Genomic DNA, 22772 nt, shown 5'->3' with positions numbered 1-22772 from the left:
CTCTTGGTTTCCCCTCTTCCGGTCTCTTCAGCCACAAACCGTCAGCAACGTTTGTGGGCTGCTGTAAAGGCTCATCGTGAGCCACTACCAGCAAAACAACGTCGATTCAAATGGGGCACCACCAGTTTCATGCTGGCCATGCATGTAGCAGCAACCTTCGCACTGCTACCACGCTTTTGGAGCTGGCAAGGGTTGGTCGCTTTTGCCGTTCTTTATTGGACCACGGTGCTCGGGGTGACCTTGGGATTACATCGACTGGTCGCTCATCGCAGCTTTGTCGTACCCGTTTGGCTGGAGAGGATTCTGGTGATCATGGCCACGCTTGCCTGCCAGAGTGGCCCCATCGAATGGGTGGCTCTGCATCGCCACCATCACCGCTACTCCGACCAAACCAATGACCACCACGACGCCGGCCGTGGCCTCTGGTGGGCCCACAGTGAATGGATGCTGCATGAGATTCCAGCGCTGGATCACATGGACCGCTTTGCAGGAGATCTGCTAGCCGACCCTTTCTTCCGATGGCTTGATCGCTGGTTCCTGCTGCTACAGATCCCTCTCGGTCTTGGGCTCTACTGGTACGGAGAAGTCGCCCAGGTGCACGGTGGAGGACTTGGCCTGGTGCTCTGGGCCATCCCCCTGCGACTGGTGGTTGTGTACCACGTGACCTGGTTTGTGAACTCGGCGACCCATGCATTTGGCTACCGCAACTTCGACAGCCCAGACCTCTCTCGCAACTGCTGGTGGGTGGCGGTGCTGTCCTTCGGCGAGGGTTGGCACAACAATCACCATGCCTATCCCTCCAGCGCCCGTCATGGCCTGCGATGGTTTGAATTCGACATCACCTGGCAACACGTGAAGGCGTTGCGTCGTCTTGGCCTGGCTCGTCGAGTCCAGCAAGCCCGCTATGTTTCCGGGGCTTCCTGAGCAACCAACAACTCTGAGCGGGCCCTGAGATCATCCAAAAACCCCTCTGCTCCCTGTCTGTTCACTCCACCCAAGGCCACCTGAGTTGCGTGCAGATCAAGCAATTCGCCATCAAGCTCCTCAGAGTTGTAATCCCTCAAACCAGCCATCACCTCCGCAAAACGTTCTCTGCGCTGCGCCTTAGTGACTGGATAAGCCTCCATCACCTTGTCCCGGCATTGACGCCACGATTTTCCATTGCATAGACAATCAGCCAAAGCAGCACTAAGAGCTGCGGCCTCATCTTCTTCAATTCGCCAATCAAAGCCAGCAGGTAAGGCAGCAAGACCCACAAAAATCTCAAACAGAGCGCCAGCGCCGAGTGGCTCACCATCTGCTCCTTCCAGAGGAAGAGAACTTTCCGAAAGCACCTTGAGTAAGTCGGGATGCCCCTCAACCAAGCGATCACGAATCGGCTCTAGACCGGCATGAAGGATGGCGTTGGCTTGACCCAATGCCAGAAACACTTCGGGGCCTGGTGAAGCGAGTTTGCCGTTGCGCAGATTAGAAATCTGCGAATTGTGCACCCGGCCGAGATCAAGGCATTCAGCCAGAGCCGGCAAGACCTTATGTGACCAACCATTGCGCTCATGCCAGACATGAATGAGATGAGCCATGGCCCGCCGCCCATCATCCAAGCGCTCGCGATAGCCCCTGGTCGCCGAATCAGATTCAACATCAGGCTTAGTCACTGGATAAGGATCCGTATCGTGTATAGTTTATGCACATTCGATAGATCGCTCATGGCCTCCAGAGTGATACCTACGCCTTCAACGATAAGCAGGCCTGCAGCTTCGCATAAGGCCTCAAGCCTTTCTACAAAACTTCAGCGCTCCTACACAAGCCAGGCCATTTGCCCACCCAAAGAATCAAGACGCTGGGGAACGATCGGATTCATGATCGCCATTCATGCCCTATCCATCCTGGCCCTGTTGCCCCGTTTCTGGAGCTGGCAAGCGATCACAACCCTTCTCGTCCTCTACTGGGTCACGGCCTGCCTCGGCGTGACGATCGGCTACCACCGTCTGCTCTCACACCGGTCGTTCCGAGTACCCCACTGGCTGGAGCGCTTCTTTGCCACCTGCGGAACCTTGAGCTGCCAACACGGTCCAATCGACTGGGTAGGACTCCATCGCCACCATCACAAGTTTTCCGATACTGACCCCGACCACCACAACAGTCATAAGGGCTTCTGGTGGAGCCACATGGGCTGGATGTTTGAACCCATTCCAGCCATGCGGGTCGTGCCACGCCTCACTGTTGACCTGGCAGCGGATCCCTATTACCGCTGGCTTAACAAGTACTTTCTACTGTTGCAGCTCCCGCTAGCCGGTTTGCTCTTCTGGATCGGCAGCGTCAGTGGAGCCGGTGGGTGGGCCCTCGTGCTGTGGGGTATCCCCTTGCGCCTAACGATCGTGTATCACATCACCTGGCTGGTCAATTCCGCCAGTCACTGCTGGGGGACTGTGGCCTTCGACAGCGGTGACAACTCCCGCAACAACCCTTGGGTAGCAGCTCTTACTTTTGGCGAAGGTTGGCACAACAACCACCACGCCTTCCCGCACTCCGCCATTCATGGACTCCAGCGCGGTCAGATCGACCTCACCTGGCAGCACATCCGCCTCATGCGAGCCCTAGGCTTGGCTCGCAAGATCCGGCTACCGATCACATCGTAAGGTTGTCGATCGCTCAACAGTCGTCGTCCGTCTTCTTATCGCCATGGCCAAGCGCGTACAAGTCGTCCTGAACGAAGACGTCCTCAGCCTCGGCAAGGACGGCGACCTAGTTGAGGTTGCTCCTGGTTATGCCCGCAACTTCCTGCTTCCCTTCGGCAAGGCTGTCCCTGTTACCCCAGCCGTGATGAAACAGGTCGGTCACCGACGTGCCAAGCAGGCCGAACATCAGGCGGCAATCAAGCAGGAAGCCCTGGACTTCCAAACCGCGCTGGTCACAATCGGGCGTTTCACCGTTAAAAAGCAAACCGGCGAAGACGATGTCTTGTTCGGCACAGTCACCAATGGTGATGTCGCTGAAGCAATCGAAACAGCCACAAAGAAGGAAATCGACCGACGCAATATCATCGTTCCGGAAATTCACCGAACCGGTAGCTACAAGGTGCAAGTGAAACTGCACAATGAAGTCAACGCCGAAATCAACCTCGAAGTCGTCAGCTACTGATTGCTGGCAAGGCTTACAAAACAAGCCAAAGTAGGTCTCCTTATAACGTCAGCTCCTCATCCATGGTGAGCGCCCCCCTGCCAAACAACGGCGATACCGCCGCAGAGGGGTCCCGTCCCTTCAGGAAAGCCTCTTCTACATCTCGAGAACCGAGCTTTGAAGCCCTGCCAGACTCCGTGCCTCCTCAAAATCTGGAGGCAGAGGAAGCTGTTCTAGGAGGCATCCTTCTTGATCCTGATGCCATCGGCAGAGTGGTCGATGTGCTCCAACCTGAGGCTTTTTATCTCAACGCCCATCGAGAGATCTTCCGCACAGCCCTGATGCTTCACAGCCAGGGCAAACCCACCGATCTCACAGCAATGAGCGCCTGGTTGGCCGACACAGGGTCCTTGGAGAAGGTAGGTGGCAGCAACCGTCTGATCGAACTTGTAGAGCGCGTCGCCTCCACTGCATCAATCGAGCAAGTGGCCCGTTTGGTGATGGACAAATTCCTACGGCGACAGTTGATTCGCTCAGGCAACGAAGTGATTCAACTCGGCTTTGACCAGGGCCTACCGATGGAACAGGTTCTCGACAAAGCAGAACAAACAATTTTTGCGATCAGCCAGGAAAAGCCATCCAAAGGTCTCACCCCCACAGCAGAAATCCTTACCAGCACCTTCAACGAGATCGAAAGCCGCTCACTAGGTACGTCCGTCGCAGGCATCCCTGTGAACTTCTACGACCTCGATGCCATGACCCAGGGTCTGCAGCGCAGTGATCTGATCATTGTGGCTGGCCGCCCAGCCATGGGCAAAACCTCCATGGTGCTCAATCTGACCAAAAACGTTGCTCAACTCCACAACCTGCCTGTGTGCTTGTTCAGCCTGGAGATGAGCAAGGAACAACTCACCTATCGCCTCCTTTCAATGGAGGTTGGCATTGAAAGCAGTCGACTGAGAACAGGCCGTTTACGGCAGGAGGAGTGGCCTCTTCTGGGCCAGGGCATCAACACCCTTGGCCAGCTACCGATCTACATCGATGACAAACCCAATTCAGGCGTCCTGGAGATGCGTTCTCTCTCCAGGCGGCTCATGGCCGAACAAGGCAAAGAGCTCGGACTCATCGTGATCGACTACCTACAACTGATGGAGGGCTCCACGCCTGATAACCGTGTTCAGGAACTCTCCCGGATTACCCGCGGCCTTAAGGGCATGGCTAGGGAACTGAACGTACCTGTGATTGCCTTATCACAGCTCAGCCGTGGAGTGGAATCCCGCACCAACAAACGCCCAATGCTCAGCGACCTGCGCGAGTCAGGCTCGATCGAACAGGACGCCGACCTGGTGCTGATGATCTACCGCGACGAGTACTACAACCCAGAGACCCCCGACCGCGGCATCACCGAAGTCATCGTGACCAAGCACCGCAACGGCCCTGTCGGCACAGTAAAACTACTGTTCGAGCCCCAATTCACACGGTTCCGCAACCTGGCGGCCTAAAGCAGCAATACATTGATGATTTCTACTGTTCTCTAGAACGTCACGGGCCCCATGCCCTTCAGTGCTCCCCCAACCGAACACTTCGACGTCATCATCGTCGGCGGTGGGCACGCCGGTTGTGAAGCCGCGATTACGGCAGCGCGCTTAGGCCTAAGTACAGCTTTATTCACCCTCAACCTCGATCGGATTGCCTGGCAACCGTGTAATCCCGCAGTGGGAGGGCCAGCCAAGAGTCAACTCGTGCATGAAGTTGATGCCCTTGGGGGGGTCATCGGACGCCTTGCCGATGCGACGGCGCTGCAAAAACGTGTGCTGAATGCAAGCCGCGGCCCTGCGGTCTGGGCCTTACGCGCCCAGACCGACAAACGCCTCTATTCACGCCAAATGCTGCAGTTGCTTCAACAAACAGCCAACCTCTCTCTAAGAGAAGCGATGGTGACTGGCCTCGAAGTCAAAGGTGATCCATCGGGTGGCGGGGAGCACTGGGAGCCAGCTCAAGGACATGCAGCACAAATCACAGGCGTACGGACCTATTTCGGCAGTATTTATCGGGCCCAAGCCGTCGTGCTAACCACCGGCACGTTCCTTGGTGGTCAGATCTGGGTTGGCAATCAATCCATGCCGGCAGGTCGTGCCGGCGAGCAAGCCGCAGAAGGGCTCACCGAAGCCCTCGAGTCACTTGGCTTCCAAACCAATCGCCTCAAGACAGGCACTCCGGCCAGAGTCGATCGACGCAGCATTGCTCTCGATCAACTGGAAGAGCAACCCAGCGATGCCGCTGATCGCTTCTTCTCCTTCGACCCAACCGCCTGGGTTAGCGGTGAACAGATGAGCTGCCACATCACCCGCACCACCGCATCAACCCATCAACTGATCAAAGAGAACCTCGAACTAACGCCTATCTATGGAGGCTTTCTCGACAGCAAAGGGCCGCGTTACTGCCCATCAATCGAAGACAAGATCGTCCGTTTTGCTGACAAAGACTCTCACCAGATTTTTCTCGAACCGGAAGGTCGCGACACGCCAGAAATTTATGTGCAGGGATTCTCCACCGGACTACCTGAGCGGTTGCAACTCGACTTGCTACGCACCCTGCCAGGGCTTGAACAATGCGTCATGCTGCGGCCTGCCTATGCAGTCGATTACGACTACCTTCCCGCCACACAGCTCAGTCCTTCATTGCAAACCAAACGCGTCAAAGGGCTTTTCACTGCTGGGCAACTGAATGGCACAACCGGCTATGAAGAAGCCGCCGCCCAAGGGCTGGTTGCCGGTCTCAATGCAGCCCGTCTCGTCCAAGGCCAAGAGCAAGTGCAATTTCCGCGCGAGGGCAGCTATATCGGCACAATGATCGACGATCTTGTCAGCAAGGATCTACACGAGCCGTACCGGGTGCTCACCAGTCGAAGCGAATACCGCCTGATTTTGCGGGGCGACAACGCAGACCGACGCCTCACGCCTCTGGGCTATCAGCTAGGCCTGATTGATGCACGCCGTTGGCAGCTGTTTCAACGCAAACAAACCGCTCTAGAGGATGAAAAACAACGACTCGAAAAGCAGCGACTCAAAGCTAGCGATCCAGCCGCACCGGCCCTCGAGGCCAAAACAGGCGCAACAATCAAAGGATCCATAACTCTGGCCGATCTGCTCCGACGTCCTGGCGTGCGTAGTGCTGATCTGATCGAGCATGGCCTAGTCGATCCAAAGCTTGCCCTAGGCGTAAGAGAAGGAGCAGAAATTGATATCAAGTACAGCGGTTACCTACAACGGCAGCAACAACAAATTGATCAATTGAAGCGGCAGAGCCAAAGACGCCTACCTGCAAATCTCGACTACGCCAACATCAGCACCCTCTCTAAGGAAGCCCGCGAAAAACTAACCGCTGTAGGGCCACTCAATTTCGCTCAGGCCAGCCAGATTCCCGGTGTTAGCAAGGCAGATCTCACCGCCCTATTGGTCTGGCTGGAACTGCAGAAGCGCCGAACCCTCGCCGCCTCTGGTCACGATCGATAACGTTGGATGTCATTGGAAACGAACGGTGCCCTCTCAGCTCACCACCTCGCGGGCCTACTGGAACCTACGAGCTGAACAGGTGATGGACCGCGTCTTCCACGAGCAAGACAATCATCTGACCTCTGCCAGGGTGCATGTCCACGAATCACTCAAGGCGAAGCCACCTCAGTGGCAAACTCTTACTCTGTCTCTTACTGGTCTTGCCACTGCGGGGCTCATCAGCAGTGTCTGGCTAGCTCACAATTGGCAGGCCTCCCAAGCCCAGCTTGACCGAGAACGAAATTTGCTAGTCATGGAGCGGCTCAGAAAGTTACCCGCCGCATCTCGAACGACCAGCGAAGAACCCAGCAACAGCTCAAGCATTAGCGCCCAAAACACAAACGCTGAGCTGGCAGTCCTTCCCCAAACCCCGCTTGATCCTGATTGGGTCCAAAGCTTGGAGCCTGTCATCGTTCCCATCCGCGAAGAAACGTTCTCCAGCCAATCAAGTCACTTGCAGGGCAATGCAAGCGAAGTCCCCGTACTTGTAGGTGTCGTACATGGCCCTAAAGGCAGCAGCTCAGCAATCTTTCAGCTGAAGCAAACCTCAACCTCCGCAAAACCCGGAGAGAACATCGGTAGCAGCAACTGGCGATTGGACTCTGTCAACGCCAATGGTGCCGTCATCAAAAATCAAGGTCAGCAACGTCAGCTCAACATTGGAGGCGCCTTCTGAACCAGACACCCTCAGGACTGATCTCACCAGCACGGGTCTGGGACGCCCCTAGCAAGGCAGTGCTCTCTGGTGAAGGCCCCTGGCAACTTCCCGGACCCTGGCGATTGATGCTGCTTGGGGATGGCAGCCCAACCCGCCACCTGAGACTGCTCACAGGCCATGAAGTGCAAGTCAACCTCATTGCCATGCAGCCGGAACCCAATCCTGATGCAACAGCCCCGCAGGAAGTGCGCGAACTCAAACCACCTTTACTAAGGCGTCAGGTGTGGTTGATCTGCGACTCCCATACCCTGGCCTGGGCAGAAAGCTGGTGGAATTTCGATGAAGCCGAAAAGCATCTCCACAATCGCAATCAACCCATCTGGGACAGTCTCACAAAAGGCCGTTCCGAACTGTTTCGTGAAGTCGACGGACTTGGCCTTGTCGCTGCCGATTGGCTCGAATCCGCATTCGGCCAAACAGGGCCATTTTGGAGCCGTCATTATCGCTTCTTTCGCCAAGAGCGTGAACTAACAGTGATCCGAGAAGTTTTCAGCCCTGAGCTCGAGAAATGGCTCGGACCCACTCCACGACAAGAGCTTCAACTCTGTTCATGACCAGAGCTCTCGATTTGTCGATTTTTAACTTGACAACTTGCCAACTCTTGTGCTTTCGGGAAGATTATTCAAGCGGTTCCCCTCTCCATGGCACCCTCCCCAAGCTGGCTGAGCCTCACTGATCTGGGACGCATCTACGGCATCTCAGCAATCAATTGCGGCCGGGCTCTACAACTGCAAGGCTTGCGCGATCGACATGGACGACCAACTCCAGGAGCCCTTGAGACTGGTGCAGCCCATAAGCACGGTCCACAAACCCCTCCACGCACAGCTCTCTGGAACGCCAAAATCTGCAAAGGCTTGCTTGAGAAAAGCGGCTACCAACCCATCAACCGAACACTTCAGGTGGAGCAATGGGCCGAACTACTTGAGGCCCTTGAAGAGGGATCGCCCTCCATCAATGCAACAGCAGAGCAAATGGCTGAAGATCTACCTGAAGAACTGGTAGGTGACGTCAATGATCAACTCGCACTGCGAGGCTGCCATTTTCGCGTAGCGCACAAACCACATCAGGCATCTTTGAGCGCTGCAGCCTGATTGAATCGCGCACGCTCAATCGCGCCGACGACTGGAACGCGGCAAAGGTCTCCGCTCCAGCGGTCGCTTCAATGATTCTGATGCGCTTCGGTTTGAAGCGGCCTCAGGATTAAGCCGCTCTGATGGGCGACGCTGCCAACGATCAACCTGGAAGGTGGACTCGTCGGGCCAATCATCCTCATGAGGCACAAGCTCACTGCGAGAAGACGCAGGTTGAATCAAAGGGGGAACACGGCGAGAGATCGCTTCCAGTGGTCGCTTCACTCGCATTTCAGTGGACTGAGGCTCGGACTGCCAAGGCTCAAGCCAACCATCATCCTCGTCCTCTTCCAACAACCATTCAAGCTTGTCACCCACCCAGCGACCAACCGTTCCCAAGCTCGCAGCGGAACGACGGTCTGTACGACCAGATCCACGCTGTCCAGGGCGGGTGCCGGCCACACCATCAACCAACTGACGACCTGTCTCAAGCCACTGATCCAAACGACGATCCAAGGGATCCCTGGACCTTTGGCGACGTTGACGACGTGTATCCATGCATCGACGTTACCGGCGCCGCCGCTGCAACCATTGCTCCCGTTGCCAACCGATTAGGGCAATCGAGACCCCACTGACCTGAAGCACCCAGAAAAACATGTCCACTCAGGCCTCCGGCAACGCAGGTTCATAGACGAACACACAGCTGGCATGCCAGCTACCCCCATAGTGACGGTCGCAACATTGCCGACAAGCAGCGCGATGAACACGTCGCTGATAAGGAGAACGAAGACCACAGCGAGGGCAAACCGCCCACCACCGCGGCGGCGTTTGAGGCACGGGAAACTGATGGCGCACACTCACCTGAAACTGGTTCTGGGCAGCGTTAATGGCGGCCATCCGGGCATGAAAGTTGGGGCCATGACTCTCCTTAACCTGCAGTACAAGATCAATCCAGGCATGGATCATTTCGTGGCAAAGAGTGCTTTCAGTGGCGGTCTGAGGCAGAAGCTCCAGCAAAGGACGAGAAAGAACAATCTCGCAGCTATTGCGGCCGTCAACCCTTAAGCCACGACGATAAAAACCTGCTGTCTTGCGCAATCGACCATCACTCCACCGCACAGACAGAAGAGGCTGGGATCCAATCGCTAGGGCGCCATTGAAATATTCCCTATTGAAGCGATGAAACAGCGGCAGCAGAGGCACCAGGGGCATTAATGCGCGTGGGGTAGGCCCTTAAATCAAGCTTTGACAGTCTGCCCACTTCACACAATCGCTGAAGAACCATATTTCTGAAGTCGGTCAGTCAGACTCTCTTTTCAATTGCATCAAGATGATGGATCTAGCCCTAGCACGGGACATTGGGACCAAAGCCCTACTAGCTGGCGCTGGAGCCCTACTGCTCTACTGGACCATCACGGCCGTCAGGCTGGTCTTCAGTGCAAGGGGCATCAACCCCTTGGTCAAGCAGTTCTTCACTCAGGTCGCGGCAGGTCGGATTGATGCTGCCTACCTACTCACCACCAAGACCTATCGGCAGCACGTCAACAGACAACAATTCATCCGCTTCCTGGCCAGTCTGAAACTCAACCGATACCGCAACCTCAAATCCGGTCGACCTAGGCTTCAAGAAGGTCAGGTCATCCTCACCATCAAACTCAAATCTGATGGCAAAGATGAATTAAAAATGGATTTCACATTCAGCAAGATTGATGATTCATGGCGAGTCGATCGCATTGTGCCCCTCAATTCATGACCGATCGTTCTTAAGACAGCTGCGGTGACCCCGACGTCGAGAACACCCCCAGAGCGGGCAGCCGAACTACGCCAACTACTCAATCAGGCCGCCCACTCTTACTACGTACTTGATACACCAACGATGGAGGATGCCGTCTACGACCGCCTCTATCGCGAGCTACTGGACCTAGAAGCTAAAGATTCATCGCTACTCACCCCAGACAGCCCCACCCAAAGGATTGGTGGAGCCCCTGCTCAAGGCTTTGCAAGTGTTCAGCATCGCATCCCATTACTCAGCCTCGACAATGCTTTCAATGTTGACGAACTAACGGGCTGGTCCGTCCGACTCGCCAAGCTGCTTGGTCATCAAACCAACCCTAAAACGCCTCAACCTGATCTATCGATGGTGGGCGAACTGAAGATCGATGGCAACGCGCTAGCCCTCAGCTACGAACACGGCGTACTCATACGCGCAGCCACCCGCGGTGATGGCGCTAATGGAGAGGAGATCACAGCCAACGTCCGCACCATTGCCTCCATTCCGTTGCGATTACAACTCGTGCATCCGCCAGCCTGGCTGGAAGTGCGAGGAGAAGCGTTTATCCCGAATAGCACCTTTGCAGACATCAACACTGCCCGAGGAAAACAGGGCGAGGTCGCCTTTGCCAACCCCCGCAATGCCTGTGCCGGCACGTTGCGACAACTGGATCCCAAGGTGGTGGCCTCACGCCAGCTGGACTTCTTTGCCTACACCCTGCATCTACCAGACAACTGGCAAGCGAAAGCTCATGATCCAGCCAGACCCATGAACCAATGGGCAGCATTGCAATGGCTCCAGGCCATCGGCTTCAAAGTGAATCCAAACACCGCGTTGCTTACGGATTTAACTGCGGTAGAACACTTCTTCAAGCTCTGGGATGAGGATCGCCATCAACTTCCATACGCCACCGACGGAGTAGTCGTAAAGCTCAACGACTTACAACTACAAGAAACCGCAGGCTTTACTCAAAAGGCCCCACGTTGGGCGATTGCACTCAAATACGCCGCTGAAGAAGCCCCAAGCAAATTGCTAAGACTCACCTGCCAGGTGGGACGCACAGGCGCCGTAACACCTGTGGCTGAATTCGAAGCAATACCACTAGCAGGTACAAATGTGAGCCGCGCCACACTGCACAACGCCAATCGGGTCAGCGAGCTCGATCTCCATAGCGGCGACACCATCGTGGTGCGCAAGGCCGGCGAAATCATCCCGGAAGTGATAGGTGTGTTGAGAGAACTACGGCCTGCAGGAGCAAAGACACTCAAGCTGCCTCATATCTGTCCAGAATGCCGATCAGAGCTAGTGCGGGAAGAAGGCGAAGCAGCAACACGCTGTGTCAACAGCAGCTGTCCAGCGATCCTGCGCGGCACACTACGTCACTGGGTCAGTAAAGGAGCTCTGGATGTAGATGGCCTAGGCAGCAAGCTGATCGAACAGCTGGTCAACCGCGGCCTAGTGCAATCGATTGCTGACCTCTATGCCCTCGAGGCAAGCCTTCTGGCAAGCATGGATCGTATGGGCAGCAAATCAACAGCAAACCTGATAACCGCCCTGCAAGCCTCCAAAAGCAAGCCCTGGCATAAGCAGCTCTACGGCCTAGGCATCCACCACGTCGGCGAGGTCAACGCTAAAGCCCTAGCTAAAAAGTTCCCCAGCGCCGCCACACTGGCCAACGCCGCCTGCAAGGCACCCGAACAAATCACATCAGTGTTCGGAGTCGGCAACGAAATTGCGCAGTCACTACAACAATGGTTTGCCACCCCCGCCAATCAACAGCTTCTGGCCAAGTTGAAACAGCTAGGCATCTCCCTGGAAGCCAATGAAGACAAGCTCGCTCACGACACAGATCAAAACCAAAGAACGGTGAGCTTGCAGGGCCAAACCTTTGTATTAACAGGCACTCTGCCAACCCTGAGCCGCAGCGAAGCCCAAGCCCTGATCGAAGCTGCCGGTGGCAAAGTCAACAGCTCTGTCAGCAAAAACACCAGTTATGTGGTGGCTGGAGTTGAAGCGGGCAGCAAACTGAACAAGGCTGAGAAACTTGAAGTCACGGTCCTTAACCAGGAGGAGCTGCTCAAACTTTTGGCCAGCTGAAGTTCTTCATCCCTAGGCTTTTAATCACTGCATAAGAGCATGAGCCAAGCCAACATCAACACCTGGATCAAAACAGCCTGCGGACGTGCCAAATATGCAGATCTGGCGCAACGCACTGGGGTACTTGCACGCCTCCGTCTGAGCTGGTTCGTGTTCTTTGCTGCCCTCAAAGACTGGCAGCTAGACAACCCAGATCAACTGGATGGCTCGGAATCCTGAAGAGCTCGCTTGGCTGCAAGGCCTACCAGCCATACCACCACAACCGTGGCCAACACCCCAACAATCCTGAGAGTCCAGGTGGCCAGATCAGCCTGGCCAGAGAGAACATCGCCAAATCGGGCCACATCCCCAGCCAATGCACCAAAACCACAAAACAAAACAGTGCCGGGAAGAATGCCGATCAAACCGATCGAATAATCCCGCAGGCTCACCTCACTAAGGCCATATGCCAGGTTGAGCAGACTAAAAGGGAACGCCGGAGACAGGCGGGTTAAAAGCACCAACTTGAGACCCTCACGACTCACGGCCTTCTCAACAGCCTGCAGTTTTGGCACAACTGCCAAGCGTCGTCGAGCCCAATTCCTGAGCCAGTAACGTCCAAGCAGAAAGGATGCCTCTGCACCCAAGCAAGCGCCGACAAACACCAGCAAACTTCCTAACCCAGTCCCGAAGAGCGCACCTGCAAGCATCGAGGCCCAAACACCTGGCAGCAACAAGGTGACCCAAAGTGCATAGAGAGGTACAAACAGAACTGCACCCAAAGGTGTCTGCAAGAAAGGCAGCCAAGACTCCAACCAAGTCCCCGGATCAATCAACACAAGCGATCTGCATGCAACACCAATACCTCTCATACTCAAGATTCATGCTGAGTTGGCGATGCGTCGGCGCAAACTCTGCAGCAAGCCTGATTGGCCACTCTCTCCGCCATAGGCCTACCAGCGCTTTGGCGACAAGCGAAAGCTCCGAACACAAAAGCAGCCATCAACAAACTTCGCCGATGCCTCGGCACACGTCTAATCAGAGCCACACTTAACTTGGGCAAAACTACAAGCATCAACAGGATGTGAATCGTGCCATGGCCTTCATTCGCACAGCCGCACCTGGAGCTATCTCCTACGTGAACGAAGGTCATGTCTTCGAACCAAACTTGAAGCAGGAGTTCTGGAGCCCGAACTACGAGCACCTTCTGAGTATCAAGCGACGTTACGACCCAACCAATCTTTTCCGAGTACTCCATGGCGTCGGAAGCGACACCTAAATTCAAGCCTCAAACCAATGCCCACCGGCAAAACACATCAACTCGAAGCTGATGTGTAATAGCGCAAAGCGAACAGCCAAAAAGCCCGGCTTCCAACAAAAAAAATCACAGCCAAAAACAATCCCAAAGCCAACATCGGCATTGCCGCACGACCAAGGATGACCTCGGCTGGAACCGTGGTCAAAAAAGCAACCGGTAACACCAAAGTGAGCACCAAGCGCAGAGTCGGTGGATAGGCACTCACTGGGAACCGACCAGAAGCCAGCACGGCCCTTAGCACTTCAGTGGCATTCCAGGTCTTCACGAACCAGATGCTCGTGGCAGCAATCACAAACCACAGGGCATAGAGAATCACACCGCCTACACAAAGCATCAAAACAGCGACCAATACTGTGCCAAGGCTGAAAGATGCGCCTGCCCGGGATGCAGCCCAGACGATCAAAACCAACCCCAACCCCATTTCCGGAAGGCCCGCCGGCGCCATGATGCGTAGCGAGACCCAAAACTGGCTGTCGATCGGTTTCAACAGCACAAAATCCAAAGTGCCCTCACGCACGTGGGTGACAATCGCACCGAGGTTTGGTCGTAGCCAAGTGCTTGAAACGCCATCCAAAAAGGTGTAAATGCCCTGAACCACAAGAGCAGCTTCCCAACTCCAACCACCCAGTTCTCGCCCCTGCCCAAAGAACACAGACAGCACAAAGATGCTGCCAGCCAAACTGCCGACCATGGCCATCAAATCGATCAGCATGTTGACCTGATACTCCAACTGCCCAGCCAATGCCGTGCCCCAAAAACGCTTCAGGCTGAGCAAGTAGCGCCCCATCTCAAGCCCCCATCGCTGTATAGCGACGCACCCCAGCGCGCCAGGTCATCACCACCAAAGGCATCAACAACGCTACCCAAAACAACTGAGCCGCAAAGCCGGCTACAAAATCAACAGGCAAACCCGCCAGAACCCTTGCCGGGAAATCAATCAGATAGGGAAACGGCGTCCAGAAACAAACCGTTCGCGCCGCATCTGGGAATGCAGCAAGAGGGACCAACCAACCAGAGAAATAAAGATATGGAATCAGCAACAAGCGCTCCAAAGCACTAGCCTTCTCACTCCAAAAGCAAAGTGCGGCAATCAAACTCTGTAGCAAAAAATTGATACTGAAAGCGAGCAAGATGGCAAGACAAGCCAACAAAAACTGGCCAAGCGACGGCAACCAAAAAGACGTTGGATAAAGCAAGAAAAAAATAGCTGCGATCCCAATAGAAAAAGGAAAGCGAGTCACTCGTTCAGCCACATGAGCAGCCACATAACGCCAAAGTGGATGCAAAGGCTGGAGCAAAAAGGGAGATAAACGCCCGAGCAAGGCATCCTCCTCAAAGGCAAAAACCACCCAAACCACTGAAAACTGACGCACCATGAAGACGCTGAGGTAATAACGGGCCAAGCCCACCCCCTTGAAGCCCAATGACGCTCCAGCGTCACTTTCACTCCAAAGGCTCAACATGATGAAAGGCAGCACACCGGAGAGAGCCCAAAGGGCAATCTCAGCGCGATACTGAACCATGTTGGCGTGCTGAGAAGCCAACAAGGCCCTCACCACCGGCCAAGACAGGCCAGCGATCTTCATACAACCCTCCCCTTACGAAAAAGGCTGCCAATCAATTCATCGATCGGTGGATCATTAACTTCAAGATCCAAAACATCAAAATTGGCCAGCAGACGTGCCACAACCTCAGTGAGCTCACTGCGTGAAACCAGAAGACGCACGGCTCGATCATCCAGTGCTTCCAACTCGCCATAACCGACGAAGTCTTCCGGGGAAGCTGACCGATTGAGCTCAAGACGAACCTGACGGAAGGGAGACAGGCTCGTGGCTAATGCATCAAGGCCACCATCGTGAATGAGCTCTCCTTGATGAATCAATAACACCCTCGAACACAAAGCAGTGATGTCGGCCATGTAGTGACTTGTCAGCAACACCGTTGCGCCCGTTTGACGGTTGTACTCGGCCAGGAAACTACGCACCCTCGCCTGAGCATTCACATCCAAGCCAAGAGTCGGTTCATCAAGAAAAAGCACCGAGGGACGATGCAATAGGGCCGCTAATAACTCAGCCTTCATGCGCTGTCCAAGGGACAACTTACGCACCGGGCGGGTGAGCTCTTCTGCGATCTCCAACATCGCCGCCAACTCATTAATGCGGTATCGGGCCTCCTTCTCTCCAATGCCATACACCGCAGCATTGACCGAGAGCGAATCGAGTGGCGGCAAGTCCCAGATCAGCTGCTGCTTCTGACCCATCACCAAAGTGATCTGCTTGAGAAAAGCAGCCTGACGTCGCTGAGGCACATAGCCAGCGACATGCACCCTCCCTGCGCTGGGATGAATTAAGCCGCAAAGCATTTTCAAGGTGGTGGTTTTACCGGCACCGTTAGCACCAAGGAAGCCCACCATTTCCCCTGGCTGGATGGTGAAGCTCACATGACGAACCGCTTCAACATCATGAGTCTTGCGGCGAAAAAAATGGTTGAGCGTGCCAACAAAACCAGGACTCTTATCCGCGACTTGATAGGTCTTACTTAGCTGCTCTACTTCAATCACCACATCAGCCCAAATCGGACAACCGCTGACGCGCAAGCTCAGCCTGAGCCTCAGCCTCAGCAAGGTTGGATTGGCATTCCTCCACGACGTTCGGCGGAGCTTTGATTGCGAAATTCGGATTGGCCAAGCGACCCGCCAGACCAGCAATCTCTTTCTCTGCTTTAGCTAAATCCTTCTCCAAGCGACCCCTAAGAGCATCCAGATCCACCAATCCATCGATGGGCAGCAGCACTTGCAACTCCCCACTAACTCCAGCTAAGCAGCGCTGCGTCAGATCAGCACTGGTCGCCACCACCACGCTCTCAGCACGCGTGAGAGCTGTGATATCCGCCGTCGCCTGCTCTAACAAAGCCGCCAGCTCACGGCGGCCTGTAATGAATTGAACCGGCACTGTCTGAGCTGGCTTCAGACCAGCAACTGCACGCAAGTTACGCACCACCCGGATGGCCTCTATCAGCTCAGTAAACGACAGCTCAAGATCGTCATCAAGAGCTGATGTGTTGCTTGCTGGCCAGCTTTGCAAAGCCAGAAAAGTATCTTTGGGCGCACCAGTTAACCCATGCCAAAGTTCCTCGCTCAAATGAGGCATTAATGGGTGAAGCATCACCAATAGATCAGCAAGCACCTTGGCCAGCACCTGACGAGCTGTGCACTGATCGGCCAAAACTTCATCACTGGCATCTTCACCCGGATGCAGCCGTCGTTTACTCAGCTCTAAATACCAGTCGCAAATATCGTTCCAAGCGAACTCATAAAGGCATTTAGCCGCCTCACCTAGGCGATAACTGTCGTAGCGCTCCGCAACATCGCGATTCATGCGAGCTAGGCGAGAAAGAATCCAACGATCCGCGAGCTGCAAGCTCGCAGGATCAGGCTCACCAAGCGATGCCGGCGTCTCTCCACCCAAATTGATCAAGGCAAAACGAGTGGCATTCCAGAGCTTATTAGCGAAGTTCCGGGCCGCCTCCACCGTCGCGGAGGTGTCGCTCTTGCGGTCGTAATCCAGGCGGATGTCTTGACCAGCTCCAGCAACTTCACGCACAAGGGCAAAGCGCAGAGCATCGGTGCCATAACGCTCGATGAGCAACAACGGATCAATACCATTGCCGGCGCTTTTGCTCATCTTGCGATTCTGCTCATCCCGCACCAAGCCATGGATATAGACGTCTGCGAACGGCATGCGACCGGTGAAGGCACCAGCCATCATCGTCATCCTCGCCACCCAGAAAAAGATGATGTCGAAACCTGTGACCAAAGTGCTGGTGGGATACCAACATTCAAGGTCTGCACTCTCTTGATCAGGCCAGCCCATGGTGGAGAAGGGCCAAAGACCACTGGAAAACCAGGTATCAAGAACATCTTCATCCTGCTGGATGACCACAGCCTCTCCAAACTGATCACGAGCCTGCTGCCATGCCTCCTCCTCCGAGCGAGCCACCAGATAAGGAGTGGCATCGGTCAACTGATCGTCAGTCTCACTAACAACAAACCAGGCAGGAATGCGATGGCCCCACCACAGCTGCCGGCTGATGCACCAATCACGAATGTCAGTGAGCCAATCGCGATAGACCTTTTGCCAACGATTGGGGACGAAGCGGGGTGCTCCATGATCAAGACACTCATGGCAACGGGCCGCTAGAGGTTCCATACGCACGAACCACTGAGTGGAAAGCAAAGGCTCCACCGGCACCTTGCCCCGGTCGGAATAAGGAACGCTATGGCGATGAGGCTCCACTTTCACCAATAGGCCCTCCTGCTGCAAGGCCGCCACCACTGCCTTGCGGGCCTCAAAGCGATCCAGCCCCTCAAAACGACCGGCATGACCATTCATGCTTCCGTTTTTGTTCATCACCGTGATCTGAGGCAAGTCGTGCCGCCGTCCAATCGCAAAATCGTTGGGGTCATGGGCGGGTGTCACCTTGACGCAACCAGTCCCGAAATCCTGATCCACATGGTCATCAGCAATCACGGGAATCTCTCGCCCCAGTAGGGGCAATGTGAGGGTTTGACCCACCAAATGGCGATAACGCTCGTCGGCCGGATTCACCGCAACAGCCACATCGCCAAGCATGGTTTCAGGGCGAGTTGTGGCCACTTCAAGATGAGTAGTGCCATCAGCGGCTGGGCCACCCGTTAGGGGATAGCGCAAGTGCCACAGATGACCATCGACTTCCTTCATCTCAACCTCCAAATCGCTAACGGCCGATCCGGAAGCCGGGCACCAATTCACGAGGTACTCACCTCGATAGATCAAGCCCTGCTCATGTAAGCGAACAAAAGCTTCACGGACAGCCGCACTGAGACCTTCATCCAACGTGAAGCGCTGACGCTGCCAGTCAACCGAGTAACCCAAGCGGCGAAGCTGATCAACAATCCGCCCACCGCTTTCCTCCTTCCAGGCCCAGGCACGTTCAAGAAAGGCCTCCCGGCCTAAGTCATAACGACTGATCGCTTCAGCCTTGAGCTGCTTTTCAAGAATTGTCTGCACAGCAATCGATGCGTGATCGGTCCCAGGCAGACAGAGCACATTTTTTCCTTGCAAGCGCTGAAAACGCACGATTGTGTCGATCAGAGCCGTATTGAAGGCATGCCCCATATGCAAACTGCCAGTCACATTCGGAGGGGGGATCACCACCGAAAAAGGCTCGCCTGCAGCCTGTGGGTCAGGGTGAAAAGCACCACTCTCCTCCCATGCGCACTGCCAGCGACTCTCCGTACCAACTGGGTCGTAGGTCTTAGCAAGGGCATCAGCCGCCTGAACAAAGGCTGGGTCTGCGGCGCTCAGCTCAGTCACGATGGAAGTGGACGGCATTCGAACCATGCTCGCAAAAGGCCGCGGCGCATCCATGACGGCTCGAAACCATCACCCACATCACTGAGAAACTTTCCAAGGAATAGCGACCAGCGCATCAAGCCTTTGCCAGCGACTGCGGTCGGACTCAACCCTTTCCAGCAACCCCACCTGATCCAATGCCCTGGAAGCCTGCTGGGGTGTCACTACGGCCCCAGGGGCTATAGGCATCACCAGCACCTGGGGCTCAGCTGGATCAGCCATCAGCTGCAATTCGAGATCCTCCAAGGTTCGTTCGTAAAACAACCCGCGCAAGCGACCCGTCAACCTCGGCCCCAGAGCCTCGGCAAATAACTCAAGACTCTCGCGCTCTCCCGACAAACCACAGTTCAGGGCCATCCAGATCAGCAACTTGGCCCAACTATCCACCGTCCAGAGGGGCTGAAAGCTATCCCGGTGCTGCCGCACCAGCTCAGCCAAAGCAAAATCAACCAATTTGCCCTGAAATAAAATTGCTTGGGAATCGTCCATGGCAGACATCCTCTCCTCCAGCAGGCAGACTGATGAGGTGTCTAATCCGGCAGGGCCCATGACCCTGGATCTGAACGATCCCGAACTCGAATTTTCGAATTTGGTGGATGCCTACATCACGTGGGTATTGGCCGTGATCAATGATGAGAAGCTTGAATCTGAGGATCAGCTGCTCACTGATGAGATCTCTGAAGATGCGCTCAATGCGATGCGCTTCCTTCCAGGAGACGTGACCAGCGCCATTGAAACCAGCCTGGCGCGAGTCTATGACGTTGATGCAGAAGAACTCGCGAACCTGCTTTTCCCAGAAGACTGAACTTGATCGTTGATCCCCTGAGCTGCTCATGAGCTGCCTAGGAAGCATTCGTTTAGATCTTCTTCACTGATCGATGAGGCATGGTTCCGCTGGATGCCAGATCCCCCAAGCAGACATGACACTTGCTGGCACCTCCATCGAGCTGATGATGAGATGGGCAAAGTTAATGCAACGAAGCTGGCAAAGTCAGCACGTTCAATCAGGACCCTTCAGGTATGGCAGCATCGGCTGGGCTGAACACACTGGACGCACTCGCTTGAGAGCAAAAGGGACATCTCGGGAGAAGCTTTTCAAAAACCAGATCTGGAAACTTGAGCTCTAGGAAGAGTGTCCAACAACGAATTAGGCCCAATCAAGACTGATCAAACGGCCTGCTCGCAAGCAATAGCAAGGAAGAATCGTTGAGAGGTGTTCCCTCAGTGATCACAGCTCATCCACAAAACTCAGAGCGATCTCCAGCGATTGGTCAACCCGCCACAATCACCCACGCTTAGGCAAGAACTAAGGCAAGTCTTGCAAAAGGGAATAATGGACCAACAACGAACTGCGTCAATCCTCAACATTTCGGACGAAAAAAGTAGGCCGCATGAAGAACTTGCCTTGGCGGTGCTGCTCTTAGCGAGTAGAGCTAACGGGATCGACTAACAAGCTAAAAATAGTGTGATTGATGGCTTCAGATTCCTTTCAATCGCAATATCAGAGCAATCGTCTTGAAAAAACAGCCAAGTAGAGCACACAACCAAACTGGAGAAGGCAAAGGCGAAAACCTATAAAACAATCAAAGCAACGCCCTACCATTGCCACTAAAGGCTGAGCTCCATCCTGCAAAGACAAAACAACTTGGCGTATAAGATTGATTTAAAGGATTTCTCTAAGCACTTTTCGCCATGTCAGAGACCCAAGCTCTCTTCGTACTATTGGCCCCTACCGGCCAACTGACCGGCAATGGGCAATTACGAGAAACAATTCGCGAACGTCGGAAGCGCAATGGCGACGATGTAGCTTTTTGGTATCTTTCTCCTGAACTGGTTCAGAAATTCAATCTGCCTGGCACAGGAGTGGAAGCAGTGGTTGCCAACGAACTCACAACAATCAATTGGCTAAAAATGCGCTTTGGTGGTGAGAGTTGCAGCATTCAACTAGATGTGGAGCAATTACATGAACATGCAAGTTCATTACCGCCGGCACCAACAAATAGGGATCTTAGTATTCAATAAATAATTGCACTGGCAGTTGATACGGGTGATCAATCAACACCAAGCCAACACTACAAACTCATCTGCTAGCGAAGCATAAAAAAAATACCTATCCTTACTACATTGAAAAAACACTTTCACATTCTTGCTACTCATATGACATCCCTTCACAAGATCACAATCCACCACCGCCAAGCAGGCCGCACAATTACTTTTGATGTGCCAGATGGGGAATATATTCTACGCTCTTTCGAGTCACGTGGAGAGCAGCTGCCTTTTTCATGCAGAAATGGCTGTTGCACAACATGCGCGGTAAGAATTTTATCTGGCGAGATGGATCAAACGGCTGGTATTGGCCTTTCAAAAGAAATGCGCGACAAAGGATATGGGCTGCTTTGCGTGGCAAGAGCAACTGGAGATCTAGAAGTTGAGACTCAGGATGAGGATGAGGTCTACGAAATGCAGTTCGGCAAAGATTTGGGTACCATTAAATCTAAAGCAGGCAGCCCTTTTGATCTATAAACATACTCAAGCATCAAAGCCTACAGAAATATAACTTGTGTTGTACTCTGAAGAAAACTCTCAGGATTTCATCAAGTCTTCTTCAGCAGAATCATTTATCCATAGCGAACTGCATTTGTTTTCTGCATTGGCAATGCAAATTGCCGAAGAATCAAGGAAACAAACTTACTAAGAGCTACTGGCTTAGCCAAGCCGGAGCTTTCCCTCCAATTACGGAATGCCTTCAAGATCTGCATACGCATTTCCAGGAATTTGCCATCATCGAAGTTGTAAACCCAAGGGAATGCATTGCGAGAAGTGTTATTGGTTTGCACGATCACCTCCTCATCAAAAAGGACAGGGTCGATACCCAAAAGCCCATAGAAATCACCCCGCTCGCAAACAGTGAGTGTGTGTGTAAGAAAAACACTCCAAAGGAAAAAGCGGCTGAGAAGCTTGCCTCGGAAGCCTTTGGTCATTCCTGGCCAGCAACGCATCATCAGATTGATGCAATCACCATGACGATTTTCGTCCTGACACCATGGCTCAAAAAAGTCAAATAAAGGCGCACATACCTTCTCTGGGTTATCATTTAAGTGACGGTTAATCAAGATATAACGCCAATAGCCAATCTTCTCAGAAAGATATAAAGAGTAGAGCACCCAGCTGAGCGGAAAAAATGTGGCCGCTCTTTTGTTGCCTAAGTTTGGCAAATCAACATTAATTCCTTCTGCCTTTAATGCCCTACCAAGAAAACCTGCATGACGAGCTTCATCCCTTGCTAAAAATGTAAAAAACTGCCCTAATTCCTGACGACCTGCTTTCTTAAATCTATTTGAGATCTCCTTAAAGAGTAAAAATCCAGAAAACTCTGAGACCACAGAGCGAACCAAGTAGCTCTCATAAATAGCCTTGTCCTCAGGAGAGAGTTCAGAAAGGCGCTCTAGAGAAGCCTTGCGATCAAAATGTTTCAGGTTGTAGTCTGCTTCCATCTCTTTAAACATCGCCTCAAAATCTTTGCGGGCGATGTCAAGATCAGTTTTGGCTGCCTTATCGAATTCTGTGGTGTAAAAACGCGGAGTCAGGAGGTTGTCATCAAGGTGTGGCGGAAGCTCATTCCTCCCTCCTCCTCTCATGGTAGGGGCAGTAGCAGTAGTGGCCGTCATCACCTTGCTCTAACTGGCAAGTGATCATAAGGCCTTTGCTTTAAAAATCGCCCTTTTCCTTAGGCAATCGCAAAATACACCGAG

The 22772-nt window shown here is 53.9% G+C and carries 27 protein-coding genes; 17 read left to right on the top strand and 10 right to left on the bottom strand.

The window, feature by feature from the left end; translation table 11 throughout:
• The first annotated feature begins 3 nt into the window (after positions 1-3).
• The gene (locus PMIT1303_RS10440) at positions 4-924 is read left to right on the top strand and encodes a fatty acid desaturase (protein ID WP_011131536.1); all 921 of its coding nucleotides are present in this window, start codon (positions 4-6) and stop codon (positions 922-924) included.
• Here the strand turns inward: PMIT1303_RS10440 and PMIT1303_RS10435 are convergent.
• Positions 903-1655, bottom strand: coding sequence for a hypothetical protein (locus PMIT1303_RS10435; protein WP_063398645.1), 753 nt, complete (start codon positions 1653-1655; stop codon positions 903-905). The genes PMIT1303_RS10440 and PMIT1303_RS10435 overlap by 22 nt on opposite strands.
• A 51-nt stretch (positions 1656-1706) precedes the next feature.
• Between PMIT1303_RS10435 and PMIT1303_RS10430 the strand changes: the two genes are divergently transcribed.
• The 7 genes from PMIT1303_RS10430 to PMIT1303_RS10400 all read left to right on the top strand — a co-directional run bounded on the left by PMIT1303_RS10430 (position 1707) and on the right by PMIT1303_RS10400 (position 8483).
• Positions 1707-2639 carry a fatty acid desaturase gene (locus tag PMIT1303_RS10430; RefSeq protein WP_063398644.1) on the top strand — a complete coding sequence of 311 codons (933 nt, stop codon included), beginning with the start codon at positions 1707-1709 and terminating at the stop codon, positions 2637-2639.
• Positions 2640-2682: 43 nt separating this feature from the next.
• Positions 2683-3141, top strand: coding sequence for a 50S ribosomal protein L9 (gene rplI, locus PMIT1303_RS10425; protein WP_011131539.1), 459 nt, complete (start codon positions 2683-2685; stop codon positions 3139-3141).
• Positions 3142-3203: 62 nt separating this feature from the next.
• The gene (dnaB, locus tag PMIT1303_RS10420) at positions 3204-4622 is read left to right on the top strand and encodes a replicative DNA helicase (RefSeq protein WP_011131540.1); all 1419 of its coding nucleotides are present in this window, start codon (positions 3204-3206) and stop codon (positions 4620-4622) included.
• A 51-nt stretch (positions 4623-4673) separates the two neighbouring features.
• Positions 4674-6635, top strand: coding sequence for a tRNA uridine-5-carboxymethylaminomethyl(34) synthesis enzyme MnmG (gene mnmG, locus PMIT1303_RS10415; RefSeq protein ID WP_063398643.1), 1962 nt, complete (start codon positions 4674-4676; stop codon positions 6633-6635).
• Between the two features lie 25 nt (positions 6636-6660).
• On the top strand, positions 6661-7350 hold the full coding sequence (locus PMIT1303_RS10410) for a hypothetical protein (RefSeq protein WP_063398642.1): 690 nt from the start codon (positions 6661-6663) through the stop codon (positions 7348-7350).
• Positions 7351-7367: 17 nt separating this feature from the next.
• Positions 7368-7946, top strand: a complete 579-nt coding sequence (locus PMIT1303_RS10405; protein ID WP_169190004.1) for a chorismate lyase — start codon at positions 7368-7370, stop codon at positions 7944-7946.
• Between the two features lie 87 nt (positions 7947-8033).
• The gene (locus PMIT1303_RS10400) at positions 8034-8483 is read left to right on the top strand and encodes a hypothetical protein (protein WP_011131544.1); all 450 of its coding nucleotides are present in this window, start codon (positions 8034-8036) and stop codon (positions 8481-8483) included.
• Positions 8484-8498: 15 nt separating this feature from the next.
• Here PMIT1303_RS10400 and PMIT1303_RS10395 read toward each other — a convergent pair whose 3' ends face one another.
• Complete coding sequence (locus PMIT1303_RS10395) at positions 8499-9020, bottom strand: hypothetical protein (RefSeq protein WP_063398641.1); 522 nt, start codon at positions 9018-9020, stop codon at positions 8499-8501.
• Positions 9021-9125: 105 nt separating this feature from the next.
• Positions 9126-9674: a SprT family zinc-dependent metalloprotease gene (locus PMIT1303_RS10390; RefSeq protein ID WP_011131546.1), complete on the bottom strand. Its 549-nt coding sequence runs from the start codon at positions 9672-9674 to the stop codon at positions 9126-9128.
• A gap of 121 nt (positions 9675-9795) precedes the next feature.
• Here PMIT1303_RS10390 and PMIT1303_RS10385 point away from each other — a divergent pair, with 121 nt between their 5' ends.
• From PMIT1303_RS10385 to PMIT1303_RS10375, 3 genes are read left to right on the top strand one after another with little or no spacing between them, the layout of a single operon-like run.
• Positions 9796-10215, top strand: a complete 420-nt coding sequence (locus PMIT1303_RS10385) for a hypothetical protein (protein WP_063396619.1) — start codon at positions 9796-9798, stop codon at positions 10213-10215.
• A gap of 24 nt (positions 10216-10239) precedes the next feature.
• Entirely contained in the window at positions 10240-12330 is a 2091-nt protein-coding gene (gene ligA, locus PMIT1303_RS10380; protein ID WP_063398640.1) for an NAD-dependent DNA ligase LigA, read from the top strand.
• Positions 12331-12369: 39 nt separating this feature from the next.
• The gene (locus PMIT1303_RS10375; protein ID WP_011131549.1) at positions 12370-12549 is read left to right on the top strand and encodes a hypothetical protein; all 180 of its coding nucleotides are present in this window, start codon (positions 12370-12372) and stop codon (positions 12547-12549) included.
• On the opposite strand, the gene PMIT1303_RS10370 is transcribed toward PMIT1303_RS10375, so the two are convergent.
• On the bottom strand, positions 12525-13181 hold the full coding sequence (locus PMIT1303_RS10370; protein ID WP_231901505.1) for a TVP38/TMEM64 family protein: 657 nt from the start codon (positions 13179-13181) through the stop codon (positions 12525-12527). The two genes, PMIT1303_RS10375 and PMIT1303_RS10370, sit on opposite strands and share 25 nt — an antisense overlap.
• 57 nt (positions 13182-13238) lie before the next feature.
• Between PMIT1303_RS10370 and PMIT1303_RS14370 the strand changes: the two genes are divergently transcribed.
• Both PMIT1303_RS14370 and PMIT1303_RS14365 read left to right on the top strand, forming a co-directional pair.
• Positions 13239-13397: a hypothetical protein gene (locus tag PMIT1303_RS14370; RefSeq protein WP_156486999.1), complete on the top strand. Its 159-nt coding sequence runs from the start codon at positions 13239-13241 to the stop codon at positions 13395-13397.
• A gap of 8 nt (positions 13398-13405) precedes the next feature.
• Entirely contained in the window at positions 13406-13588 is a 183-nt protein-coding gene (locus tag PMIT1303_RS14365) for a BBE domain-containing protein (protein ID WP_074159233.1), read from the top strand.
• Positions 13589-13625: 37 nt separating this feature from the next.
• On the opposite strand, the gene PMIT1303_RS10360 is transcribed toward PMIT1303_RS14365, so the two are convergent.
• Genes PMIT1303_RS10360 through PMIT1303_RS10340 form a run of 5 tightly spaced genes read right to left on the bottom strand, consistent with a single transcriptional unit; the run spans position 13626 to position 19509 of the window.
• A complete protein-coding gene (locus tag PMIT1303_RS10360; RefSeq protein WP_063398638.1) occupies positions 13626-14414 on the bottom strand; it encodes an ABC transporter permease in 789 nt (262 codons plus the stop codon).
• 1 nt (position 14415) lies between these two features.
• The gene (locus PMIT1303_RS10355; protein ID WP_063398637.1) at positions 14416-15213 is read right to left on the bottom strand and encodes an ABC-2 family transporter protein; all 798 of its coding nucleotides are present in this window, start codon (positions 15211-15213) and stop codon (positions 14416-14418) included.
• On the bottom strand, positions 15210-16187 hold the full coding sequence (locus PMIT1303_RS10350) for an ATP-binding cassette domain-containing protein (RefSeq protein ID WP_063398960.1): 978 nt from the start codon (positions 16185-16187) through the stop codon (positions 15210-15212). The genes PMIT1303_RS10355 and PMIT1303_RS10350 overlap by 4 nt, the downstream gene beginning before the upstream one ends.
• A 4-nt stretch (positions 16188-16191) precedes the next feature.
• Positions 16192-18999: a valine--tRNA ligase gene (locus PMIT1303_RS10345; protein WP_369818724.1), complete on the bottom strand. Its 2808-nt coding sequence runs from the start codon at positions 18997-18999 to the stop codon at positions 16192-16194.
• A 60-nt stretch (positions 19000-19059) separates the two neighbouring features.
• The gene (locus tag PMIT1303_RS10340; protein ID WP_063398636.1) at positions 19060-19509 is read right to left on the bottom strand and encodes a hypothetical protein; all 450 of its coding nucleotides are present in this window, start codon (positions 19507-19509) and stop codon (positions 19060-19062) included.
• 58 nt (positions 19510-19567) lie between these two features.
• On the opposite strand from PMIT1303_RS10340, the gene PMIT1303_RS10335 reads away from it, so the two are divergent.
• The 4 genes from PMIT1303_RS10335 (at position 19568) to PMIT1303_RS10315 (ending at position 21543) form a co-directional block, all read left to right on the top strand.
• Entirely contained in the window at positions 19568-19825 is a 258-nt protein-coding gene (locus PMIT1303_RS10335; protein ID WP_063398958.1) for a hypothetical protein, read from the top strand.
• A 73-nt stretch (positions 19826-19898) separates the two neighbouring features.
• The gene (locus PMIT1303_RS10330) at positions 19899-20147 is read left to right on the top strand and encodes a hypothetical protein (protein ID WP_063398635.1); all 249 of its coding nucleotides are present in this window, start codon (positions 19899-19901) and stop codon (positions 20145-20147) included.
• 565 nt (positions 20148-20712) lie between these two features.
• Positions 20713-21042 carry a hypothetical protein gene (locus tag PMIT1303_RS10320; RefSeq protein ID WP_063398633.1) on the top strand — a complete coding sequence of 110 codons (330 nt, stop codon included), beginning with the start codon at positions 20713-20715 and terminating at the stop codon, positions 21040-21042.
• A gap of 135 nt (positions 21043-21177) precedes the next feature.
• Positions 21178-21543 carry a 2Fe-2S iron-sulfur cluster-binding protein gene (locus tag PMIT1303_RS10315; RefSeq protein WP_063398632.1) on the top strand — a complete coding sequence of 122 codons (366 nt, stop codon included), beginning with the start codon at positions 21178-21180 and terminating at the stop codon, positions 21541-21543.
• Positions 21544-21638: 95 nt separating this feature from the next.
• On the opposite strand, the gene acsF is transcribed toward PMIT1303_RS10315, so the two are convergent.
• A complete protein-coding gene (gene acsF, locus PMIT1303_RS10310; RefSeq protein ID WP_063398631.1) occupies positions 21639-22688 on the bottom strand; it encodes a magnesium-protoporphyrin IX monomethyl ester (oxidative) cyclase in 1050 nt (349 codons plus the stop codon).
• Between the last annotated feature and the right edge of the window lie 84 nt (positions 22689-22772).

Origin of the sequence: Prochlorococcus sp. MIT 1303 (genome assembly GCF_001631965.1) — a bacterium.
Lineage (GTDB): Bacteria > Cyanobacteriota > Cyanobacteriia > PCC-6307 > Cyanobiaceae > Prochlorococcus > Prochlorococcus marinus_D.
This window is presented reverse-complemented; position numbering and strand designations above follow the sequence as displayed.

Bases quoted from the DNA above. Each gene is read 5' to 3' on its own strand.
- dnaB (WP_011131540.1), top strand. From the start codon at position 3,204: ATGGTGAGCGCCCCCCTGCCAAACAACGGCGATACCGCCGCAGAGGGG.
- PMIT1303_RS10400 (WP_011131544.1), top strand. From the start codon at position 8,034: ATGGCACCCTCCCCAAGCTGGCTGAGCCTCACTGATCTGGGACGCATC.
- PMIT1303_RS10370 (WP_231901505.1), bottom strand. From the start codon at position 13,181: ATGAGAGGTATTGGTGTTGCATGCAGATCGCTTGTGTTGATTGATCCG.
- PMIT1303_RS10335 (WP_063398958.1), top strand. From the start codon at position 19,568: ATGACCCTGGATCTGAACGATCCCGAACTCGAATTTTCGAATTTGGTG.
- PMIT1303_RS10360 (WP_063398638.1), bottom strand. From the start codon at position 14,414: ATGGGGCGCTACTTGCTCAGCCTGAAGCGTTTTTGGGGCACGGCATTG.
- mnmG (WP_063398643.1), top strand. From the start codon at position 4,674: ATGCCCTTCAGTGCTCCCCCAACCGAACACTTCGACGTCATCATCGTC.
- PMIT1303_RS10330 (WP_063398635.1), top strand. From the start codon at position 19,899: ATGAGGCATGGTTCCGCTGGATGCCAGATCCCCCAAGCAGACATGACA.
- PMIT1303_RS10320 (WP_063398633.1), top strand. From the start codon at position 20,713: ATGTCAGAGACCCAAGCTCTCTTCGTACTATTGGCCCCTACCGGCCAA.
- PMIT1303_RS14365 (WP_074159233.1), top strand. From the start codon at position 13,406: ATGGCCTTCATTCGCACAGCCGCACCTGGAGCTATCTCCTACGTGAAC.
- PMIT1303_RS10355 (WP_063398637.1), bottom strand. From the start codon at position 15,213: ATGAAGATCGCTGGCCTGTCTTGGCCGGTGGTGAGGGCCTTGTTGGCT.
- PMIT1303_RS10430 (WP_063398644.1), top strand. From the start codon at position 1,707: ATGGCCTCCAGAGTGATACCTACGCCTTCAACGATAAGCAGGCCTGCA.
- PMIT1303_RS10395 (WP_063398641.1), bottom strand. From the start codon at position 9,020: ATGGATACACGTCGTCAACGTCGCCAAAGGTCCAGGGATCCCTTGGAT.
- PMIT1303_RS10340 (WP_063398636.1), bottom strand. From the start codon at position 19,509: ATGGACGATTCCCAAGCAATTTTATTTCAGGGCAAATTGGTTGATTTT.
- PMIT1303_RS10385 (WP_063396619.1), top strand. From the start codon at position 9,796: ATGGATCTAGCCCTAGCACGGGACATTGGGACCAAAGCCCTACTAGCT.
- PMIT1303_RS10315 (WP_063398632.1), top strand. From the start codon at position 21,178: ATGACATCCCTTCACAAGATCACAATCCACCACCGCCAAGCAGGCCGC.
- acsF (WP_063398631.1), bottom strand. From the start codon at position 22,688: ATGACGGCCACTACTGCTACTGCCCCTACCATGAGAGGAGGAGGGAGG.
- rplI (WP_011131539.1), top strand. From the start codon at position 2,683: ATGGCCAAGCGCGTACAAGTCGTCCTGAACGAAGACGTCCTCAGCCTC.
- PMIT1303_RS10390 (WP_011131546.1), bottom strand. From the start codon at position 9,674: ATGCCCCTGGTGCCTCTGCTGCCGCTGTTTCATCGCTTCAATAGGGAA.
- PMIT1303_RS10345 (WP_369818724.1), bottom strand. From the start codon at position 18,999: ATGCCGTCCACTTCCATCGTGACTGAGCTGAGCGCCGCAGACCCAGCC.
- PMIT1303_RS10375 (WP_011131549.1), top strand. From the start codon at position 12,370: ATGAGCCAAGCCAACATCAACACCTGGATCAAAACAGCCTGCGGACGT.